The organism is Solihabitans fulvus, assembly GCF_008386585.1.
GTDB classification, from domain to species: Bacteria; Actinomycetota; Actinomycetes; order Mycobacteriales; family Pseudonocardiaceae; genus Solihabitans; species Solihabitans fulvus.
Map to the genome: position 1 here is coordinate 1 of NZ_VUOB01000073.1, position 17,192 is coordinate 17,192.

19 protein-coding genes are annotated in these 17,192 nt (G+C 68.1%); 9 read left to right on the top strand and 10 right to left on the bottom strand.

Annotation, left to right across the window (positions count from 1 at the left end; all coding sequences use genetic code 11):
* Positions 1 to 154: 154 nt before the first annotated feature.
* The 8 genes from cas7c to F0L68_RS34620 all read right to left on the bottom strand — a co-directional run bounded on the left by cas7c (position 155) and on the right by F0L68_RS34620 (position 8,031).
* Complete coding sequence (gene cas7c, locus F0L68_RS34585; RefSeq protein WP_223199392.1) at positions 155 to 1,105, bottom strand: type I-C CRISPR-associated protein Cas7/Csd2; 951 nt, start codon at positions 1,103 to 1,105, stop codon at positions 155 to 157.
* Positions 1,102 to 2,913, bottom strand: coding sequence for a type I-C CRISPR-associated protein Cas8c/Csd1 (locus F0L68_RS34590; RefSeq protein WP_149854108.1), 1,812 nt, complete (start codon positions 2,911 to 2,913; stop codon positions 1,102 to 1,104). The genes cas7c and F0L68_RS34590 overlap by 4 nt, the downstream gene beginning before the upstream one ends.
* Positions 2,913 to 3,608 carry a type I-C CRISPR-associated protein Cas5c gene (gene cas5c / locus F0L68_RS34595; protein ID WP_149854109.1) on the bottom strand — a complete coding sequence of 232 codons (696 nt, stop codon included), beginning with the start codon at positions 3,606 to 3,608 and terminating at the stop codon, positions 2,913 to 2,915. Before cas5c ends, F0L68_RS34590 begins: the two co-directional genes overlap by 1 nt.
* A 296-nt stretch (positions 3,609 to 3,904) precedes the next feature.
* Entirely contained in the window at positions 3,905 to 4,264 is a 360-nt protein-coding gene (locus F0L68_RS34600) for an S-adenosylmethionine decarboxylase family protein (protein WP_149854110.1), read from the bottom strand.
* On the bottom strand, positions 4,261 to 5,340 hold the full coding sequence (locus F0L68_RS34605) for a hypothetical protein (protein ID WP_223199393.1): 1,080 nt from the start codon (positions 5,338 to 5,340) through the stop codon (positions 4,261 to 4,263). The genes F0L68_RS34600 and F0L68_RS34605 overlap by 4 nt, the downstream gene beginning before the upstream one ends.
* A gap of 98 nt (positions 5,341 to 5,438) precedes the next feature.
* Complete coding sequence (locus F0L68_RS34610; protein WP_149854112.1) at positions 5,439 to 6,131, bottom strand: class I SAM-dependent methyltransferase; 693 nt, start codon at positions 6,129 to 6,131, stop codon at positions 5,439 to 5,441.
* On the bottom strand, positions 6,128 to 6,919 hold the full coding sequence (locus F0L68_RS34615) for a class I SAM-dependent methyltransferase (protein ID WP_149854113.1): 792 nt from the start codon (positions 6,917 to 6,919) through the stop codon (positions 6,128 to 6,130). The genes F0L68_RS34610 and F0L68_RS34615 overlap by 4 nt, the downstream gene beginning before the upstream one ends.
* The gene (locus F0L68_RS34620) at positions 6,916 to 8,031 is read right to left on the bottom strand and encodes an NAD(P)-dependent oxidoreductase (protein WP_223199394.1); all 1,116 of its coding nucleotides are present in this window, start codon (positions 8,029 to 8,031) and stop codon (positions 6,916 to 6,918) included. Before F0L68_RS34620 ends, F0L68_RS34615 begins: the two co-directional genes overlap by 4 nt.
* 312 nt (positions 8,032 to 8,343) lie before the next feature.
* Here F0L68_RS34620 and F0L68_RS34625 point away from each other — a divergent pair, with 312 nt between their 5' ends.
* The 4 genes from F0L68_RS34625 (at position 8,344) to F0L68_RS34640 (ending at position 13,812) form a co-directional block, all read left to right on the top strand.
* A complete protein-coding gene (locus tag F0L68_RS34625) occupies positions 8,344 to 8,823 on the top strand; it encodes a hypothetical protein (RefSeq protein ID WP_223199395.1) in 480 nt (159 codons plus the stop codon).
* Between the two features lie 22 nt (positions 8,824 to 8,845).
* Positions 8,846 to 9,661 (top strand): helix-turn-helix domain-containing protein, encoded by an 816-nt coding sequence (locus F0L68_RS43890; protein ID WP_223199396.1) that lies wholly within the window; start codon positions 8,846 to 8,848, stop codon positions 9,659 to 9,661.
* Positions 9,662 to 9,663: 2 nt separating this feature from the next.
* Complete coding sequence (locus tag F0L68_RS34635; protein ID WP_149854179.1) at positions 9,664 to 10,887, top strand: M20 family metallopeptidase; 1,224 nt, start codon at positions 9,664 to 9,666, stop codon at positions 10,885 to 10,887.
* 99 nt (positions 10,888 to 10,986) lie between these two features.
* A complete protein-coding gene (locus F0L68_RS34640) occupies positions 10,987 to 13,812 on the top strand; it encodes a P-loop NTPase fold protein (protein WP_149854115.1) in 2,826 nt (941 codons plus the stop codon).
* Positions 13,813 to 13,891: 79 nt separating this feature from the next.
* On the opposite strand, the gene F0L68_RS34645 is transcribed toward F0L68_RS34640, so the two are convergent.
* Complete coding sequence (locus F0L68_RS34645) at positions 13,892 to 14,128, bottom strand: DUF397 domain-containing protein (RefSeq protein ID WP_223199397.1); 237 nt, start codon at positions 14,126 to 14,128, stop codon at positions 13,892 to 13,894.
* A gap of 35 nt (positions 14,129 to 14,163) precedes the next feature.
* Entirely contained in the window at positions 14,164 to 15,039 is an 876-nt protein-coding gene (locus F0L68_RS34650) for a helix-turn-helix domain-containing protein (protein ID WP_149854117.1), read from the bottom strand.
* A gap of 244 nt (positions 15,040 to 15,283) precedes the next feature.
* Here F0L68_RS34650 and F0L68_RS34655 point away from each other — a divergent pair, with 244 nt between their 5' ends.
* The 5 genes from F0L68_RS34655 to F0L68_RS34675 are packed head-to-tail and all read left to right on the top strand — an operon-like array spanning position 15,284 to position 17,000.
* Positions 15,284 to 15,604: a hypothetical protein gene (locus F0L68_RS34655; protein WP_149854118.1), complete on the top strand. Its 321-nt coding sequence runs from the start codon at positions 15,284 to 15,286 to the stop codon at positions 15,602 to 15,604.
* Positions 15,601 to 15,804, top strand: coding sequence for a hypothetical protein (locus F0L68_RS34660; RefSeq protein ID WP_149854119.1), 204 nt, complete (start codon positions 15,601 to 15,603; stop codon positions 15,802 to 15,804). The genes F0L68_RS34655 and F0L68_RS34660 overlap by 4 nt, the downstream gene beginning before the upstream one ends.
* Positions 15,801 to 16,256: a hypothetical protein gene (locus F0L68_RS34665; protein WP_149854120.1), complete on the top strand. Its 456-nt coding sequence runs from the start codon at positions 15,801 to 15,803 to the stop codon at positions 16,254 to 16,256. Before F0L68_RS34660 ends, F0L68_RS34665 begins: the two co-directional genes overlap by 4 nt.
* A complete protein-coding gene (locus tag F0L68_RS34670) occupies positions 16,253 to 16,720 on the top strand; it encodes an HC3 family zinc finger protein (protein ID WP_149854121.1) in 468 nt (155 codons plus the stop codon). The genes F0L68_RS34665 and F0L68_RS34670 overlap by 4 nt, the downstream gene beginning before the upstream one ends.
* The gene (locus F0L68_RS34675) at positions 16,713 to 17,000 is read left to right on the top strand and encodes a hypothetical protein (RefSeq protein WP_149854122.1); all 288 of its coding nucleotides are present in this window, start codon (positions 16,713 to 16,715) and stop codon (positions 16,998 to 17,000) included. Before F0L68_RS34670 ends, F0L68_RS34675 begins: the two co-directional genes overlap by 8 nt.
* Positions 17,001 to 17,192: the final 192 nt, after the last annotated feature.

The following is a 17,192-nucleotide window of genomic DNA, read 5'->3' on the forward strand; positions in this document are numbered from 1 at the left end:
CCCGGAGGGCCGGTGTCACCCTGCCTGAGCAGGTACTTTCAGTTCTCAAGGAGCAGACTCACTCTGCTGCGTGGCGTCTCGCTGGCAACACGCCATCGTCGTGGTTGGGAACGTCGCGGCGTGTCGGGTGACGCTAGGGGTTCCGAAGCAGCCCCTACACCAATCGGGTGAGGGTGACGGCTTCGGGCACCTTGGCGTGGTCGACGACGACTTCGTAGTCGGTGAAGCTGCGCGGTGGCCGCTGCTCGTCTCGCGGCGTGATGGTCACCAGCCGCAACAGCGCATCCGCCGGGGCGGCGCCGAAGGCATTGGGGTGGGTAAACACGAACAGGCCCTGGGTGGCCATGTCGGCACGCGCGGCGGAGCTGGTGTGGTCCCACATCATGATCAGCGTGTCGTAGAGCAGACGCAGGTCGTCGCTGCTGACCCCGGTCTTCTCTCCGCGCGATGCCGAGTAGTGCAGGCGGACCGCGTACAGGCCATAGGGGATGGTCCACTTGTTGCCGATCTCGCCGTGGCGGGCCTCGGTCTGCCGTGCCTTGGCCACCCGGGTGATCGTGTGCTGTTCAGGCGTGATCGGAGAGATGCTGCGGGCGAAGCCGACCTGCAGCGGTCCGCGCGTCTTCCCCAGCGACGGGGTGTTACCGGTGCCCAGAACGCCACCGAACATTCTGAGGTCGAAGTACCGGTTGTGCAGCCACGCCAAGGCGGTCTCGGCATCGCCGGCGGGCAACACTTTCCGGGCGCCTTTGCGGGACTTGGACTTGGCAGCAGCGGTGTCGGAGTCCTCGGCGTCCTCGGCCGTTTCCAGATCGAACCCGTTGGCGGTGTAGGACTCCTCCAGCCTGGGGTTGAGGGATTCGCCGGCCTCGATGAAGATCCGGTAGCGGCTCAGGTCCAGGCCCGCGGCCTGGGCGGCCAGGGCGATGGTGTCGCGGATCTTGCGTTTGACGGACCCGTCGGTGGCCAGTCCCTGGTTGGTCTCCAGGTCCTGGCGAGGTTGGTTGTCCGCGTCGGGGTCGCCGTTGGGGTTGCCGTCGGTGATGTCGAACAACAGCAGCATGTCGTGGCGGAGCGCGGGATCGGTGTGCACGGGCTGGGTCACTGCGGGTCCTCGCTGGTGTCGGCGGCCTTGGCCTGCTTGCGGGCCTTGATGGACTGGCGGATGTGCTCTTCCTGGTGGCCGATGCCGGTCACCAGCAACAAGTGGTCGGTGTGGCTCAACGGCCCCGCGAAGGGGACGTCGGTGAGCCGGGTGAGCAGCGCGGTGAGGTCGGCGTGCAGCGCGGTGGCCGCGGCCGGTTTGAACCGCGCCAGCTTGGGCAGCCACGCGGTACGGGCCATGGTGACGCCCTGGGCCAACGCGGCGTCAGGGCGGGTGCGGGCGCCGGACATCGCGCGGGCGAGATAGGTGCGGTTGACCTTGTAGTCGCTGGCCTGCGCCTGGATGTTGCCCAGCAGGGCCAGGATGCGGCCGGCGACGTAGGCGGCGGGTTGGTCGGGAGAGTCCACGGACGGCACAGGCCGGTCCTTTCGATGGTGATGCAGCGCCAAGGCGATCAGCGCGAGGCGGGGGCCGTCGATCGCATGGTCGCGGTGGATGCGGACCAACAGGTTGCTGATGACCTTGTGTGGGATGGGGCGGCCGGTCAGCGCCGAGCGCAGCAGCGCCTCGCGCAGGTCCGCCAGCCGGTTGTCGGCCTTGACGCCAAGGGGGACGTAGGCGGCGCCGGTCCAGCGGCCGCAGGCCAGCGCCAGCAGCCACACCGGATAGGCCCTGCCCGCAGCGGTGCCGGCGGCCTGGGTGGCGATCCAGGTCCGCACGTGGGTCACCAACTGCGCCACCGACAGGTCCAGCCAGTCCCGCAGGACCAGCCTGGACACGTTGCCCGACAGGGTCGCGGTGGTGAACCGGGCGGTGTCGATCGCCCGGCCGCGTGGCTTTCCGTCCCACAGGCTGTCCAGGATCTCCCGCACCGCGGCGGCGGGGTGCGAACCGGTGTAGTTGACCACCTTCATGCACGCCTCGGCGTCGGGATGAGGGGTGCTGGTCCACCATGCGGTCACCGACCGGCCGGGGGCCGACAGGGTGTGGTCGGGGTCGGACAGGATCGTGGTGGCGCCGGTGACCATCGCGTCGGCGCAGTCAAAGCAGATCGGGGCGTGGACCAAGCCGGTGCTGGCGTCGTATCCGGCGGCGGGGTCGTTGACGCTGGTGATCGCGACGTTCTGCGTGGCGCCGGGCACCAGTCGGGCGGGAATCTTGCCCGGGATGGTGTTGGTGACTGGCTTGTCGGCCCGGCAGATCAGGCAGAGTCCGGTGTGGACAGTGTCAGGAGAGGCGGACTTACCTTTGCGGCGGACGATCTCCTGTGTCCAGAATGAGGCGGCGGTCGGAGACTGGTGGGCGAACTGGGCATGCTCGCCGTCGACGTAGATGACCATGTAGTGGCTGCCCGACCCACCGTCCGGGCGGGCCAGGCGCGCGGGACCTCCCTCGCGGAAGAACGCGGCGAGCGCGTGCGGCACCGGGTCCACCACCGGGTCGGTGGTCTGGGCCCACCGTTGGGTCAACGCGACGAACGCCTCGTGCCGCACCGCAGTCTTCGCGTCCGGCACCGGCGCCCCGGTGTTGGGTGCCAGGCGCGGCCAGCCCAGGACGTACTCGGCGGTGTCCGCGCCCAGGCCGGCCGCCACTCCGCTGGTCCGGCCGGGATCGGGAATCGAGTGCGGCACTCCCTCGACAACCGTCTTACCCGCCTTGCCCGCGCGGGCCGTGCCGACCGAGATCAGGTGCGCCGTCCCGTCAGGGCTGAGGTGGAGTTGCCACAGGACGGTGCGGTCCGCATGGTGCGCCGGCCCACCGTCGGAGGCTTCGAGGCGGCCTTGCTCGGCCAGGTGGTGCAGCAGCATCAGCCCGCCGCCTCCAACCCCGACCCCGCCGAACTCGACAGGGTTATCGGATCCCTGGGAACCTGAAGGACTCCCTTGCGCAGTTCGGCGTGGAACCAGTTCCACCGGGTGACGGTGCCGTCGGTCGCGTAGACCGCCGAGTGCGGCATGAGGCCCATGTTCAGGTCGATCGGTTCGGCGGGCTGGTCGGCGACCGGGCCGAAGTCGGCGACGAACTCCCGGATCCCCAGGTAGGGCTGGGAGAAGCACGCGCCGCGGCGGACGCGGCGATGGAACTGGTCCAGGTATGCGGCGATGCTCTTGGTGGCCTTGGGTCCCAGTTCGATGAACGCGTGGACGCGGTAGGCGACATCGCGCAGGCACAGCGACATTCGTTGCGCGCGCGCCCGCCCGGCGGCGGTGTCCACGGTCCTCCCGGTCAGTGCCGAGGCCAGGCTGGGCACGACGGTGGTCTCGTTGCGGCGCACCGACCAACGGGCGATCGGACGCAACACCTCGATCGTGTCGATCCGGTAGATCACCCCGGGATGCCAGTAGATCGCTTCCAGCGCGCCGACGGCGGCGGTTGGCGTGGGGCACGGGTAACTCACGCGTTCTCCCTTTTGTTCGGGGCGGGTGAACAGCGCGGCGTCTCCCCAGAGTTGGACCGCGACACCGGGACGACGCGGGTGTGCGGATCGCAGTGAGTCAGTCACGGCGAGTGAGAGTCGCGTACTCGCCTCGCGCTGTCAACTCCGGTTAAGAGCCTCATGCTCAGAACGCACAGTGCGTTGACCTACCAGCCACACGTGGGCTGTAGGCTCCGGAAAACGGACATCGACCGCGCGGTCAGTGCGGCCGGTGCGGATCGCAACTGAGCTTGAGGGCTTCACATCCTGCCTGTGCCGGATGACGACGGCCGTGGCGCTCGCCCCAGTTCACAGGGAAAGCACCACGGCCGTCACCGTAGCCACCACCACCGACAAACTCCGGTCGCCGCAGGCTGTCCGCTCTACAGGGCGCACATGCGCGTCTGTCTGGGCGGCATCGCGCGCCGGATGCGTTGTCCGTGGATCTTCTTGCTCCGCACGATGTCGACGATCGGCTGGAGGGCTTGTTCGGCGTCCGTGTCTGCACGACACGTGAACAGGTCGACGTGGGCGAGGTGGTGTTCGGGCCAGGTGGAGACAATGAGATGAGACTCGGCGAGCACCAGCACGCAGGTGATGCCGTGGGGTTGGAACAGCACAGGCAGTTCACCCAGGATCGTGGCCCCCAGCTTCGCCACGGCGGCGCGCATGGCGTTGAGCAGGTCACCGGGTTCAGGGTTGGGCGCGGCGCAGTCGAGGAGATCGTAGGCGGCGCAGATCATGCCGTCGCTCCGGCGCGGGTCGCGGCCAGCGGGGCGGCTTGGACCGGGATCGCGGCGGTAGGTAGCAGCCTGGCGAGGTAGTCGACCGTGTAGGAGCGATGCAGGCGGCGCGGCTCCCGTGCCCACAGCTGAGCCTCGCTCCAGATCGCGTCGAGGGCGTCCTCGCCGTGACGGTCGAGTAGGAGATCGAGGTTGAGGAACGCCTCGGGTAGGTCGGTGTAGTTCTTGCCGTAGCGAACGTAGAGAGTCTTCGACAGCTTGCCGGCGGACCGATCAAGGATCATCGGAGTGAAAACGCTGACGGGCCACTCGGCGACGGGGACGCCGAGGGCAGCGAGGGCGGGCGCGAGAACGTGAGCGCGCCAAGCGCCGCCCCAGTCGGCTCCGTCGACGGAAACCGAACACGCGTCGTGCAAGTCGCGCTCGGCGGCGAGAAGGTAGCCCTTCTGGATGGAACGGACTGGCGTGTTGGCGTCATACCAGCCGCTGGCGCCGGTGATGTCGATGCTTTCGCGGTAGTGGCGGTGTTCTGGACAGCGGGAGTCCAGGTGCACGACGCCGTCGCCAGCAGTGATTCGGAGGTTCGCAGCCGACTTCTCCATGAGGCGGCACTGCGGGCAGCGGGGTCGGATCCGCACGATCCCATCGGTAGGGGCGACGATCGGCGCGAACTCCTGGAGGCGGGAGGCGATGGCGTGCAAGCATTCCCGCACGGGCCGCAGGCCCTGATACACCGAGTAGGGACGAAATTCGTACCGCACACCGCTCTTGGTCGACGCCCAGGCAAGCAACCGCTGGAACCCGGACACACGTAGGACGGGATCGAGGTGGCCGGAGTCGATGAGGTCGCCGACGGTCCGGGTGTAGACCGCCCCCTCGATCTCGATGTGCTCGGCCGGCGCGTTATCCAGTGCGTCGAAGATGACCGTGGCCGGCAGGTCGAGCGCATCGCGGACGTGTGCGGTGAACGCGAAAACGGTGAGGACCGTGACGACGGTGCCGATGTGCGGGGTGCCGTTGAGCTGGGCAGCGGTGGTGACCCGCAGGCGCTGCGCGCCGCGCGCGGCGGCGCGCACGAGGTCGACGTTGGTGTTGGTGAGGTGAGCGATGCCGACCGGAGCGAAGACCAGTTCGGTTGCCGCGGTTGAGGCCCCGGGCGGTCGAGTTGGGATGTTCATGGGTGACGCTTCCTTCCCAGGTAAGTCCAGACGGCCGGAAACTCCGGGTCCGCGCTCGGAATGCGGCGCAGGAGCAGGAGACTGATGCCGGCGTTGGCGGCGGCCTGCCAGTAGAGCGGTTCGGTGAGCTCGACCCGTTCGGCGAGATCCCGGGCGACCCAGTTCGCGCCGGCGGCCCAGCCGTCGGACGCGAGGAGTTGGTGGACGGCGGCGAAGCAGTCGAGGAAGTGTTGTTCACTGCTGCATAGCCCGAGCAGGCCGAACTGCGTGACCAGCTCGACTTTCGTCGCTGCGAGGATCGAGTCGCCCAAAGGGGCGCCGGTGAGGCAATCCGCCACGACAGTGGCCTTCAAGGACCGGCACCGGTTGACGAAGGCGTCCGGTTCGGTGCGGCCGCACAGGGTGAGGGCCGTGCGGTGGATGCCGCGAGGACGTTCCACAGCAGCGAACTCGCGCAGGATCGCCAACCGCTGCGAATCGGCGTCGACGGCGACCAGGCGCTCGGCGCGCAGGGCGATGGCCCACAGCAGAGATTCCGAGCCGCAGCCGAGGTCAGCCCAGCGGTGGATCGGCGGGACCTGCACGAGGGCGGCCAGGATGTCCTCGGTGCCCAGGCCGAAGCGAAACTGCTCGGCGTAGTAGCGCTCCCAGTACTCCTGTGGTGCCGCAACGGTTCGCGCGCCAGTCATGACCGTGCGCTTCTGGCGGCGGTGGCTAGGATCTCCGACAGTCCACCGTGGCCGGGCAGGAATCGGACGTGGTCGAAGCCGGACTCGGTCAACGCATCGGTGAGCTCTGCGGCCGAGAACATCTTGAGGTGGACGGCGGTGGTGTGCAGGCTGGCACCGCGGTGGTCGACATAGTCGAATTCGATGCGCAGTCGGTTGGGGGCTTCGCGGCGTTGGCAGCGGCGTCGCAGGACCGAGCCGGCGGCCTCGGCGGGGTCGAGGTAGCGGTCGGCGAACCACACGTCGTGCGGGCGCGCGGCGTCGTAGAAGCCGCTGGCGTCGGGTTCGGCGCCGGAATGGGAGCACAGCACCTGGGCGAGAAGGTCGGCTCCGTGCCGGAGTGCAGCATGGATGCCCGCCAGGAGGTCGGCAAGCGTGTTCTGGCAGGCGAGTTGGTTGAGCGCAGCGTTCGGAATGACCACGAGGTCGACCGCCGGCAGGGCATCGAGTTCTTGAACGAGTGCGACGCGAGCGTGGGTGCGTTCGGCGGGCAGCCCCGCCGTGGTGGCGTGCTCGACAGCGGCGGACAGCATCGCCGCGTTGCCGTCGACGAGCGTGACCTTGACGTTCGCGTCGACGTACCCGTCGAGGAAGTGTCCGGCAGCACAGGGCAACTCAGCTACGTGCCGGGCACGACCGAGTAGTCCGCGCAGCAACCGCGGCTTGGCGACAGCCGCCGCTTCGGCGCGCGCGAACGGCACACGGTCCAAGTAGCCAGCGACAACGTGGGCCGGCGACCCGGCAGTCATGCCGACGCTCCGAGTTCGTAGAAGGCGGCGTGCTGTCGGCAGACGAGGTGCACCAACTCGCCGGCGTGGGCGATGCACGCCGAGGCGATCGCCAGGTCCTCGGTGCCATGGAGGACGTGCTGGGCCAGCCGCAGGAGGTAGGGCGCCGCGGCGGCGGTGTAGGCGGAGCTGGCCGTGCGGGGCACAAGGGCGGGCAGCGTGTCGACCTTGACATGCAGCACGCCGCCCACCACGTGCGGCGGGGCGCCTGGCGACTGGGTGGGGCCGGCGGTGGGCAGGTAGCCGGGGCCGTAGCCACAGGTGGCGTCCACGATCACGGCGCCGGGCTTCATCGTGGCCAGGTCGGCTTCGGTGATCATGGGTGGAGTGTCGAAAGTGGAGATCAGGATGGCGCCGATGACCAGGTCAGCCTCGGTGAGTAGCCGAGCCAGCGTCGAGGGAGTGTTGACGACGACCTGAACACCATGTGGGGTTCGGCTGCGATAGGACGCGGCGGCGGGCTCGGTTCGGGCCAGGACGGTCACCGACGCACCGAGGGCGGCTGCGGTGTCGGCGGCGGCCGAGCCGACGTTGCCGCATCCGATGACCACCACTTCGGCGGGCTCGGCACTAGTAACCGCACCAAGCAGCACACCTCGGCCGGCCGGAAGTTGCAGAGCTTGCACACCGAGGTGAACGGCCTGCACGCCGGCGATCTGGCTGCCGGCCACCGCGAGCGGGAACTGACCGTCCTCGGTGAGGAACTCGTAGCTGTAGACGGTGGCCCGGCTCACGGTGAGCGCGGCAAGCATGCCGGGGTCACCCTCGGCATGAAACAGGCCGCCGATCGACTGGTCCGGGCTGAGTCGACCCATGTCTTCGGGGTCGGTGCACTTGTAGCGCAGCACCAGCGGCGCTGACCACACCTCCTCTGCCGAAGCGAACTGCACGCCCTCGGCCGCCAGCAGCTCGTCGGGGCAGCCGATGCCGAGGGCCAGGCCGGGTTCGGCCAGCACGGTGAACCCGGCCTCGTTCAGCAGCCGCACGACGGTCGGTGTCAGGAGGGTGCGGCGGTCGCCGGGAGTGGATTCGCGGGGGAAACCGATCACCGAATGGCTTGTCGTTGTGCACACGCCCGCCTCCTCGTGACTCGGTTGCTGTTGGTGCGACCAGCGTCACTCGGTGTGCACGAACGGGCCAGGTCACGGGGTGTGCATTGGGTTGTTCACCACCTGTGGAGCCGCTGGTCACCTGCGATGACAAACCACCAGCCCGCACCGTGTTGCCTGAGGTCGAACTCGGCCGGAGGCCATTCACTCGCTACAGTGGGTCATCGTGTCGGTCTTCTCCGCCAGCGGTTCGCGCCGAGGCCAGACGCGATCGTGGAGACGAACGCACGAGGGAGTTCACTAGTGCAGGACGGCCTTTTCGATGACGTGGAGCTCGTGCCTCCGTCGGAGCCGGTGCTGATGTCGCTCAACCCGGAGTACTACGAGTTGATGTGGCAGGGGCTCAAGAGCCACGAGTTCCGCCGCCGCTACCTCACCGGCCGCGCCAGCACCTGGTACGTCTACCTCACTGCCCCCGTCTCGCGGCTCGCCGCTGTGATCGACCTGGACACGGCCATCGTGGACACCCCTGAACGTGTCGCCGAGATCGCCGAACGGGTCCGCGTGGGCAACGGCGCGTCGGTGCACGAGTACCTGAAGGACCTTGAGCACGGGTTCGCGCTGCCGATCCGCCGCGTGCGGGAGTACCGGGGATTCAGCGCGGCGGAGTTGACGACGATGCTCGGCTCGTTCCATCCGCCTCAGGGCTACACCCTGGTCGCCAAGCATCCGAGCTGGGTCGCGGTGTGCGACAAGCTCGCCTCGGGTGAGGTCATCAGGGGGATGACGGTGGACCACTCGGCGACAGTCCGGTAGGCAGTTGGCACGCGGAGGGGCGATGGCGCGAGCAGGCAGGAACATCGACAGCCCTGCGGTCACCCCGTTGCGCCACGCGCGTTCGGCCATCCCAGCCACGCTCGAACAGGTCTGCGCCGACCTCGACAAACACACTCCCGAGGGTTCTTCCGGGGTCACCCCGAGCATGCTGTCGGGCTGGGAACGGGGAAGGCACACCACCAGCGTGAAGTACCGCGCCCTGCTCTCGGACTACTACGGCCAACCGCCGGAGACGCTGTTCGCCCACCAGGACGCGAGGCTCTCCGCCGCCGAAGAAGTCCCGCAACTTCTGGTCGGGCACCAGGATCTCCGTGCCGCGATGGTCGATGTGGTCGAGCGCGCCGAGCGCTACCTCGCCATCGCTGGTTCGCGATCGCGCGATGTGGTCTACCTCCACGCCATCGAGACCGCGCTGGCCGTGCGGCCGGAGCTCGTGCACTACCGGGTGCTGTTCGGCCCGCCCCGCCACACCGACCTCACCCAACACCTCCTGCGGCTGCTGGAGCTGCGCGACCCACACGACCGCAGCTTCGGGCTCAAGACGTTGCACGTGGGCGTCATCGCCGACGAGCTGGACATCCCGGAGCGGTTCTTCTGCGCGTCCGAGCACTCCGCAGTCGTGCCCATCCCGAGCCTCACCTCGGTCGACGCGTTCGACTCCGGGATCCTGCTCGGCGCCGGGGCCGCGGAGCGGCTGATCGACCACGCCCGCCAGTGCTACGCCGCCGCACGGCGCGTCGAGACACCCGCCGCCGTGCGGACGTTGCCGATGCCGCGCACTCCACACGTCAACCCCGGTCAAGGAGGGCAGGTGTGACCATGAGTTCCTGCCGCTGGCACGACGGTGCCGACCATGCTCACATCCTTGCCGCCGCCAAAGAGGATCACGACTCCGTCCTCGACCTGACCCGCGCGCTGATCCGCATCCCCAGCCGCGGCGGCATCGACCCCTACGACCCGATCATCACCCTGCTGTCGACCTGGATGAGCGAGCACGACCTACCCGTCAACGTGGTGCACGACGCCACCGGCGCGGCGGTCGGTCTGACCAGCGAGGTCAGTGGCGCGGTCCCTGGCCCGCTGTGGGTGCTGGACGCCTGCTTGGACTCCGCGCCCTTCGGCGACGAGAACGCCTGGACCCACTCCCCCACCTCCGGCATCACCGACAGCGGCTGGATGTGGGGGCGCGGCAGCTCCGACTCCAAGGTCGCCGTCGCGATCTTCTGCCACCTGGCGGTCAGGTTGGCCGCAGCCACCGAACACCTGCACGGGACACTGGTGCTGCTGTTCGACCTCGACGAGCACACCGGCGGGTTCGGCGGCGCGAGGCAGTACTTCGAAGGCCCCGACGCGCCGCCGGAAGTGGCCGGGGTGATGATCGGCTATCCCGGCATGGACAAGCTCGTCGTCGGCGGGCGCGGCGTCTACCGGGTCGGGCTCCACGTCCACGGCACGTCCTCGCACTCCGGTGGCAGCACGGCAACCCCCAACGCCATCGAGAAAGCCTCGCACCTGGTTCGCGAACTTGCCGCTGTGAAGCTTCCTGACGGGGCCAGGGCGGATTTCCCCTTGCAGGGCAAGGTAACCGTCACGGCCATGCGGGGCGGCGAAGGCTATTCGGTGACCCCCGACCTGTGCACGATCAATGTCGACGTCCGGACCACGCCTGTCTTCGACGACGTCGCGGCCGCGAGCCTGCTGGAACGCGTGGTCGCCGAGGTGGACCAGGCGTGGCCGGGTACGCAGCCGACGCTGATCGAGGTCACGACGCGGTGGCCGGCGTTCGCCCTGCCAGCCGACTCTCCCCTGCGATCCACTCTGATCGAGGCCGCCCGCGCGTTCGGCGTCGACGTCCAGCCCAAGATCGCGGGACCATCCAACATCGGCAACTACCTTGCCGGACTCGGCATCCCCGCGACCGCCGGCTTCGGCGTCGCCTACACCGGGCTGCACGCGACCGACGAGCGCTTCCGCACTGACACCGTCCCCACGGTCCAGGCCATCTACCACGCCGCGCTGGTGAGGTTGCTCGGTCCGCAGTAAGGGCCCCAAAAGAGTGGTGGCGCCGGCAACACAGCCGTTCCGCGGCGATACGTTGCACTTCCTGGATAAAGTGCGCTCCCTGCCAAGGGGAGCCGCATCATGGAAAATTCGGATTCGTCGGCGAACGCCCGATCCGCAACTCATCGCGCACGGGTTTCGGTCGAGGTCAACGTCAGGCCGTGGACTCTGCCCATCGACGCAATCGTGTTGTCGGTCGGCGGAGCGTTGGGAAACCTGGGGCTAGTCGTCAGGGAGCAGTTCCCCCAAGCGCAGTGGCAATCTGTGCAGCTCGCTAGCATCACCCCGGACCGCCCCGGCACGCTTTTGCTACGTGCGCGCGAGGTTCCGGGGAGCGGGCCCTGGCTTGCGGTCCTCACCTCGCCGCAGGACGACGACGGGGTCCGCTCAACATTCGATACGATCGTGCTAGCCACGACAAACGCCCTCCGAGTGGCGGCCGAGGCTGGTGCCTCCGCCGTTGGAATCCCCATACTGGGCACGGGCGCTTTGGGACTCTCGATGAGTAGAGTCGCCGCTGTCGCGGTGCCGGCCGCGATCGAGGCAGCCGACGGATTGCCACTGCGGCACTTGGCGTTCCTGACCACGAACAAGCCCGACGCGGAGACTGTGACAGCCGCGCTCGAAGGCAGGCTGCCTCTGTCAGACAATCAGGAACCCGGTGACGGGAACACCCGTCCATTCGACCTCGCCGGCGGTGTGTCCGGCGACTGGGTGGACCCGAACTCCGGTATTCCGCTCGACAAGGACAACCTTGGCGTCGCACCTTATGTGTCCATGCTCGCTACGGTGATCGCCGACCGGAAGACGCCGACTCCCCTGTCCGTGGGGATCTTCGGGGAGTGGGGATCCGGCAAGAGCTACTTCATGGGGCTGCTACGCCACCAAGTGGCTGAGTTGACCGCGTCCAGCAATCTAGGCTACTGCGCCAACGTCGCCCAGATTGGTTTCAACGCCTGGCACTACTCGGACGCGAACCTGTGGGCGAGCCTTGGCGATGAGATCTTCCGACAGCTCGCCGGCCCCGAACCGAACTCGGAGGACCGTCGGCGAGAGTTGCGCGTCAAGCTGACCGAGCGACTGGACCAACGCGCCGAACTTGAGGCCGCCACACACCAGGCACGCACGACCGCCGCAGAACTACAGGCAAAGGTGGATGCTGCCGTCGCAGCTAGAGAAGCCCGCACGGGCGACCTGATCACGGCGCTACGCAAGTCGCCGGAGGTGCGCCGACAGCTGAACTCACTGTGGCGCAGCCTAGGTGTCCACGACCAGGCCGAACAGGCAAAGCTCCTGGCAGCGCAGCTGCACGGCACACTGACCGATGTCGCCGCCCTGCGCCGAGCCCCAATGGACCGGGCAGGCAGGCTGACCCTCGAATTCGCAGGATTCGCGCTGGTCGCGGGCGTGGTCCTGGCTGCGTTCGCCCCCGCGTTCCGAAGTTGGCTTGCCGGCGTTACCGGCGCGTTGACCGTGGTGTTCGGGGTTGGCACCTTTGTGATGGCGCGTGCTCAATCCGGCCTTCGCGCGCTGCGGTCGCTTGGCGAGGACCTGCGCTCCGGCACAGATCGCGCTTCCCGGGACCGATCACTGTCGGACGCGTCCGTGCCGCTCGAAGCGCTCCGACAGGCCGAGGCCGACCAACGCGTGGCCGAGGCACAGCTGAGCAAGGTCGTGTCACACGTTGGCGAACTGGGGCGACAGCTCGCCGAATTGGCTCCCGGCCGGCGGCTCTACCGTTTCCTGGCAGACCGCGCCGCCGGCGACTCCTATGCACGCAACCTCGGTCTGATCTCCATGATTCGCAAGGACTTCGAGCAGCTGATCGCGCTGTTGGCGGATCAGCAGAAGGGCGCCGACGACGGTACCGCCCACGGACCGATCGACCGGATCGTGCTCTACATCGACGATCTGGACAGGTGCGAACCCGAACAGGTCGTCGAGGTGCTGCAAGCGGTGCACCTGCTGCTGGCGCTTGAGCTGTTCGTGGTCGTCATCGGCGTGGATCCTCGATGGTTGCTGCGGTCACTGTGCAGCCACTACGAGGACATCATCAACGAAGACCCGATCGTCGGTCGCTGGCACGTGACGCCGGCCGACTACCTTGAGAAGATCATCAATATTCCCATGGTGTTGCCTGGCATGCCGCAGGGCAGCCTGCGGCGACTGCTGCGGTCGATCGTCGACGGCGACGGAACCACGTCGCATGACATACCCATCCCCGATCGGCTCACCCCAGAGGCTTCCTCTCCGGGAGGCCACGTCGATCCTGGGATCTCCGTCGAGGCGGGTTCCGAGGTCGAGGCACAACTGCGGCGCACAATGTCCAGCACGCCACCACAGCCACTGACGGAACCGGAGCTGGCGTTACTGTCGGCACTGGACGTGCTCATCGACACGCCACGAGAGGCCAAGCGGCTGTTCAACCTCTATAGGATGCTGCGCGCCACACGGGACCTGTCCGAGGCGTCCCAGTTCCTGGGCAACGGCGACCAGCCCGGCGAGTACGAGGCGGTGGTCGTGCTACTCGGCCTTCTCACCGCCCACGCCAGCCTGCTGGAGCAGGTGCTGTACACCCGCCCCGATCCGGCTCACAACATCGCGGGTGGTCTCATGCGCCGACCGTCAAACACCCCGTGGACCCAGTTCGTCGACGACACCGAACCCCGCGACGGGGTCAACCGCGTGGTTGGCGTGGTATCTGAGCAGTTCACGCGGGACTGGTCCCGGCTGCACGACGGTCTGGCATATGGGTTGACGGGTGTGACGCTGGCCGACCTGTCAGTGTTCCAGCGCTGGGTACCGAGGATTCGCCGCTTCTCGTATGCCCTCGTCTCGAAGGATGAACCCGGCGAGCGACGAAGCGAAGATCTCGGCATTGCGGACAAGCCGGGACCGCGCTACTGAGGTTGCTCGACTCGAAGTTGGTCGGCGATATGGCGCGGCCCCAGGCATCCGAGTCATGCCTGGGGCCGCGCAACAGTTGTCAGGCCCTGTCGAACTTGCCGGCCTTCGCGGCGTTGAGGAACGAGGCCCACACAGCCGGCTCGGCGGCGAGGACGCCGCCGTTGACGCCGACCTTGCTGTCGTGCACAGCGTGTCCGGCCTCGGTCGGCAGCACCGCGACCATCACGCAGTTGCCGCCGCCACTGCCGTCGTTGCTGCGGATGGACTTCCTCCATCGCAGCTCAGGGGAACCGAGGCCCCTGTTGTTGCTGGTCACCATGTATCACCTGTTCGATGTGTCGGACGTCCCGTTCAGGGCGCGAAGTCGTCCGCCGCACCGAGGATCAGCGCCTTCGAGGCTCGGGCGTCCAGCGCAGCGATCTGTTTGCGTCCCCACGCCACCCTATAAGCCTTCGTGGCGTTGAACGTGTCTCGGTAGAACGCCTCGTCGGCGCCAGCGATCTCGACCTGATCGCGAGTGGGCTCGTTGTTGAAGCGGAGCACGTAGAAGGCCGTGCCCATCGCCGGATAGCTGCCTGGGTTCATCGGCTGCACCTGGATCGTGACGTTCTCCTGGTCGCAGGCGGCTGCCAGCGCAAGCAGTTGCTCGTGCATCGTGTCCCGCCCGCCGACGACCACCCGAAGAGCCAGTTCGTGCACGATGCAGTGGATCACCGCTCCCGACTCACGCACGGCCTCCTGCCTTCGCTGACGAACGGCGCACAGCTCGTCGATCCGCGCCTCGGACAGGACATCGCCGTTGCCGAGCCACAACTCCCTCATGTAGCCGGCAGTCTGGAAGTACAACGGGATCAGGTCGATCGTCACCACCATGATCTCGCTGGCGCTCGGCTCCCACTCCAGGAACGCGCGCGTTTTCGCGGGCACGAAGTTGGGAAAGTCGCCGCGTTTGACGCTGGCCCTGGTCTGCTTGGCCAGATCCAACAGCTCGTCCAACGCGCCATCGGGGATCTTGTACGCCGTGGCCAGGATGCGGATCTCGGCTTGCTTGAAGGTCTGCTGCTGGCCGTTCTCCTTGCGGGTCAGCGTCGAGCCGTCGACCTCGATGAGCCGAGCCGCCTCGTCTCGACTCAGTCCGGCTTCCTTGCGGTAGCTACGGAGCGCTCGACCGAGCTGCATCCGCTGGACGATCGCGCTGTTGTCTGGACTGTCGTCGCGACGAGCCACCTGTCCACTCCTTCATGGTGCGCCAGCATCCGTCAGGTTCATTCTGCACGTGCAACAGCGTGTGATCGCACCTGACCTGCGAATCATCCATCCGGGTGCACGTGATTTTTGCACGTGCATGCTCTACTTGTTGGCAGCCGCACGTGGGCCGCGCCGATCAGGATCAAGATGATCCCGCATCCCCTCACAGCCCGCGCACCGGCTCCACGACGTCCGGATCGAGCCGCGAGAGCAGGGGATGGACATGGGTGCCGAGATCGTGAGCAGTTGGGTGATCGCCACAGGCAACGGCCATGGCGACCCGCTCCATGTCGCCGTCGGCGTCACCGACGGCGCACAGGTAACCGTCAGCGTCGTACGCCCCGAGGGCGAAATCGCACCGTTCGGCATGGCCGACTTGCGTTGCGACGAGGTGCCGGTGATGTCGGTCAAGGCCGCCGAGCAGCTGGCGCACGCCCTGCGTGCCGCGATCTCCGTCGCCAGGGGTGCGGCGAGAAGCATGACCGTCCTCGCCTACCCCCTCGGCGCACCGAACGTCGCGGCACGGGAGGTGGCGAGGTCATGATCAACGACCGAGCCACGTGGAGGATCGCCTGCCGCGACGTGTTCGGTCGCGAGCAGACGCTGCTGATCAAGTTCGTCGGCGAGCGCCGGATCGTGGTCGCCACTCCGCCCGGCGAGGCCGCCTACCTCGACGCACCCGCACTGCACGCCCTGCGCGAAGTCCTGTCCTCGCCGTGGCTGACCGGGCAGGTGACGTCGTGACGATCACGATGGGCGCCCCGGTGACGGTCTGGCTGCTCGTGGGCATCGTCTCGCTCAGCGGTCTGGCGTGCGGGATCGGGCTCTACCTGACCTGCCGCCTGGTGTTCGCCCAGCTGCGTACCGAGGTCCAGACGCTGGCCGCGCACCTCCTGCTGTCACTGGCAGGCAGCGCTCCAACGTCGGCGCGCCGCCTGCTTCCCGCAGCTGATGAACCCGATGAGCCGCCGCCCGCGCCTGCGTTTCCCCCGACCGGGCGCGGTCGGCACGCGGAGGGCCCGTCGTTGGGCGAGCACGCCCCCGACAACCTCGCCGACGGCGGACCCTCCGCATCCAACATCCCGGCCGTCCGACCTGGACCGGCGCATCGACTGCCGGGCTCGGCTGCCGCGGCCGGCACCGTCGTGGTGGGCGCCCCGGTGGTGTGCGGCGCGAACCTGCGCGGTGCGCGGTGACCCGCCCGTACCGGTATGTGCCGGTCGACGGCCTGCGCCACGCGGTCGAGCGGTCGGTCGAGCCGGAATCCGTGTGCGAGGCGTTGTGCGGCCACGAGATCGCGCGGGTGCCGACGCACTGGTCCGCGACGCAGGGCTGCTGGGCGACGTGCTGGCGCTGCGAGGCGATGTGGCGCGAGCACGAGGGCATCCCACCCAACACCCACGTGCCGCAGGCGGCCCTGGCCGCCCAGGCGCGTCTGCTCGCCACGACGCCCCTGTTGCTCGTACTCGGCCGCCTCGCCTTGGCGACCACTCTTGGCCACGGCCACGCCCGTCACCGCCACGCGCCGCACCCTTACACCGTCCTGCTCGCGCTCCGACGTGTTCTCGGCAGCTTCTGCCCAGCCACGCCAGCCGAGGGCAGCCCACGCCCCCAAAACCGGGCCACTCGCACCGGTCGCCGGGAGGCACCCCGTGCATGAGGACGACTGGCAGCTGCTCACCAAGGCGAAAAGACTCATGGATCTGGCCACCGAGCTGTCGCCGCAGGCCGATCTCGACGTGAGGCAGAGCTTGGCCGCCATGCTCAAGGAGCTGCTGGGTGAGACCGGTACCGCCGATCCCGCCGTGTTCCGCACCTGCGCGGAGGCACTGCGGGACCTGGCGTCCCGGATGGACCTGCGCGCGCAGGCTCTGGACTACATCGACGGGTCGATCGTGGAACGCCCGGCACTGCCCGCGTTCGAGGGTGGGCGGGAGTGAGCGCGCGTGTACCGGACGATGCCTGGCGTGTTCGCTCCGCCGTTGCGGCACATCGTGGTGAATTACCTCGCCGCGTGCCCGGCTGAGTGGATCCTCAACCCCCATCACCACGCCCTGTGTAAGAAGCCCTGCCTGGCCTTCCCAACGACGATGGGCGCGTGGCGATGGTGGCCAATCTGCGAGGACTGCCAA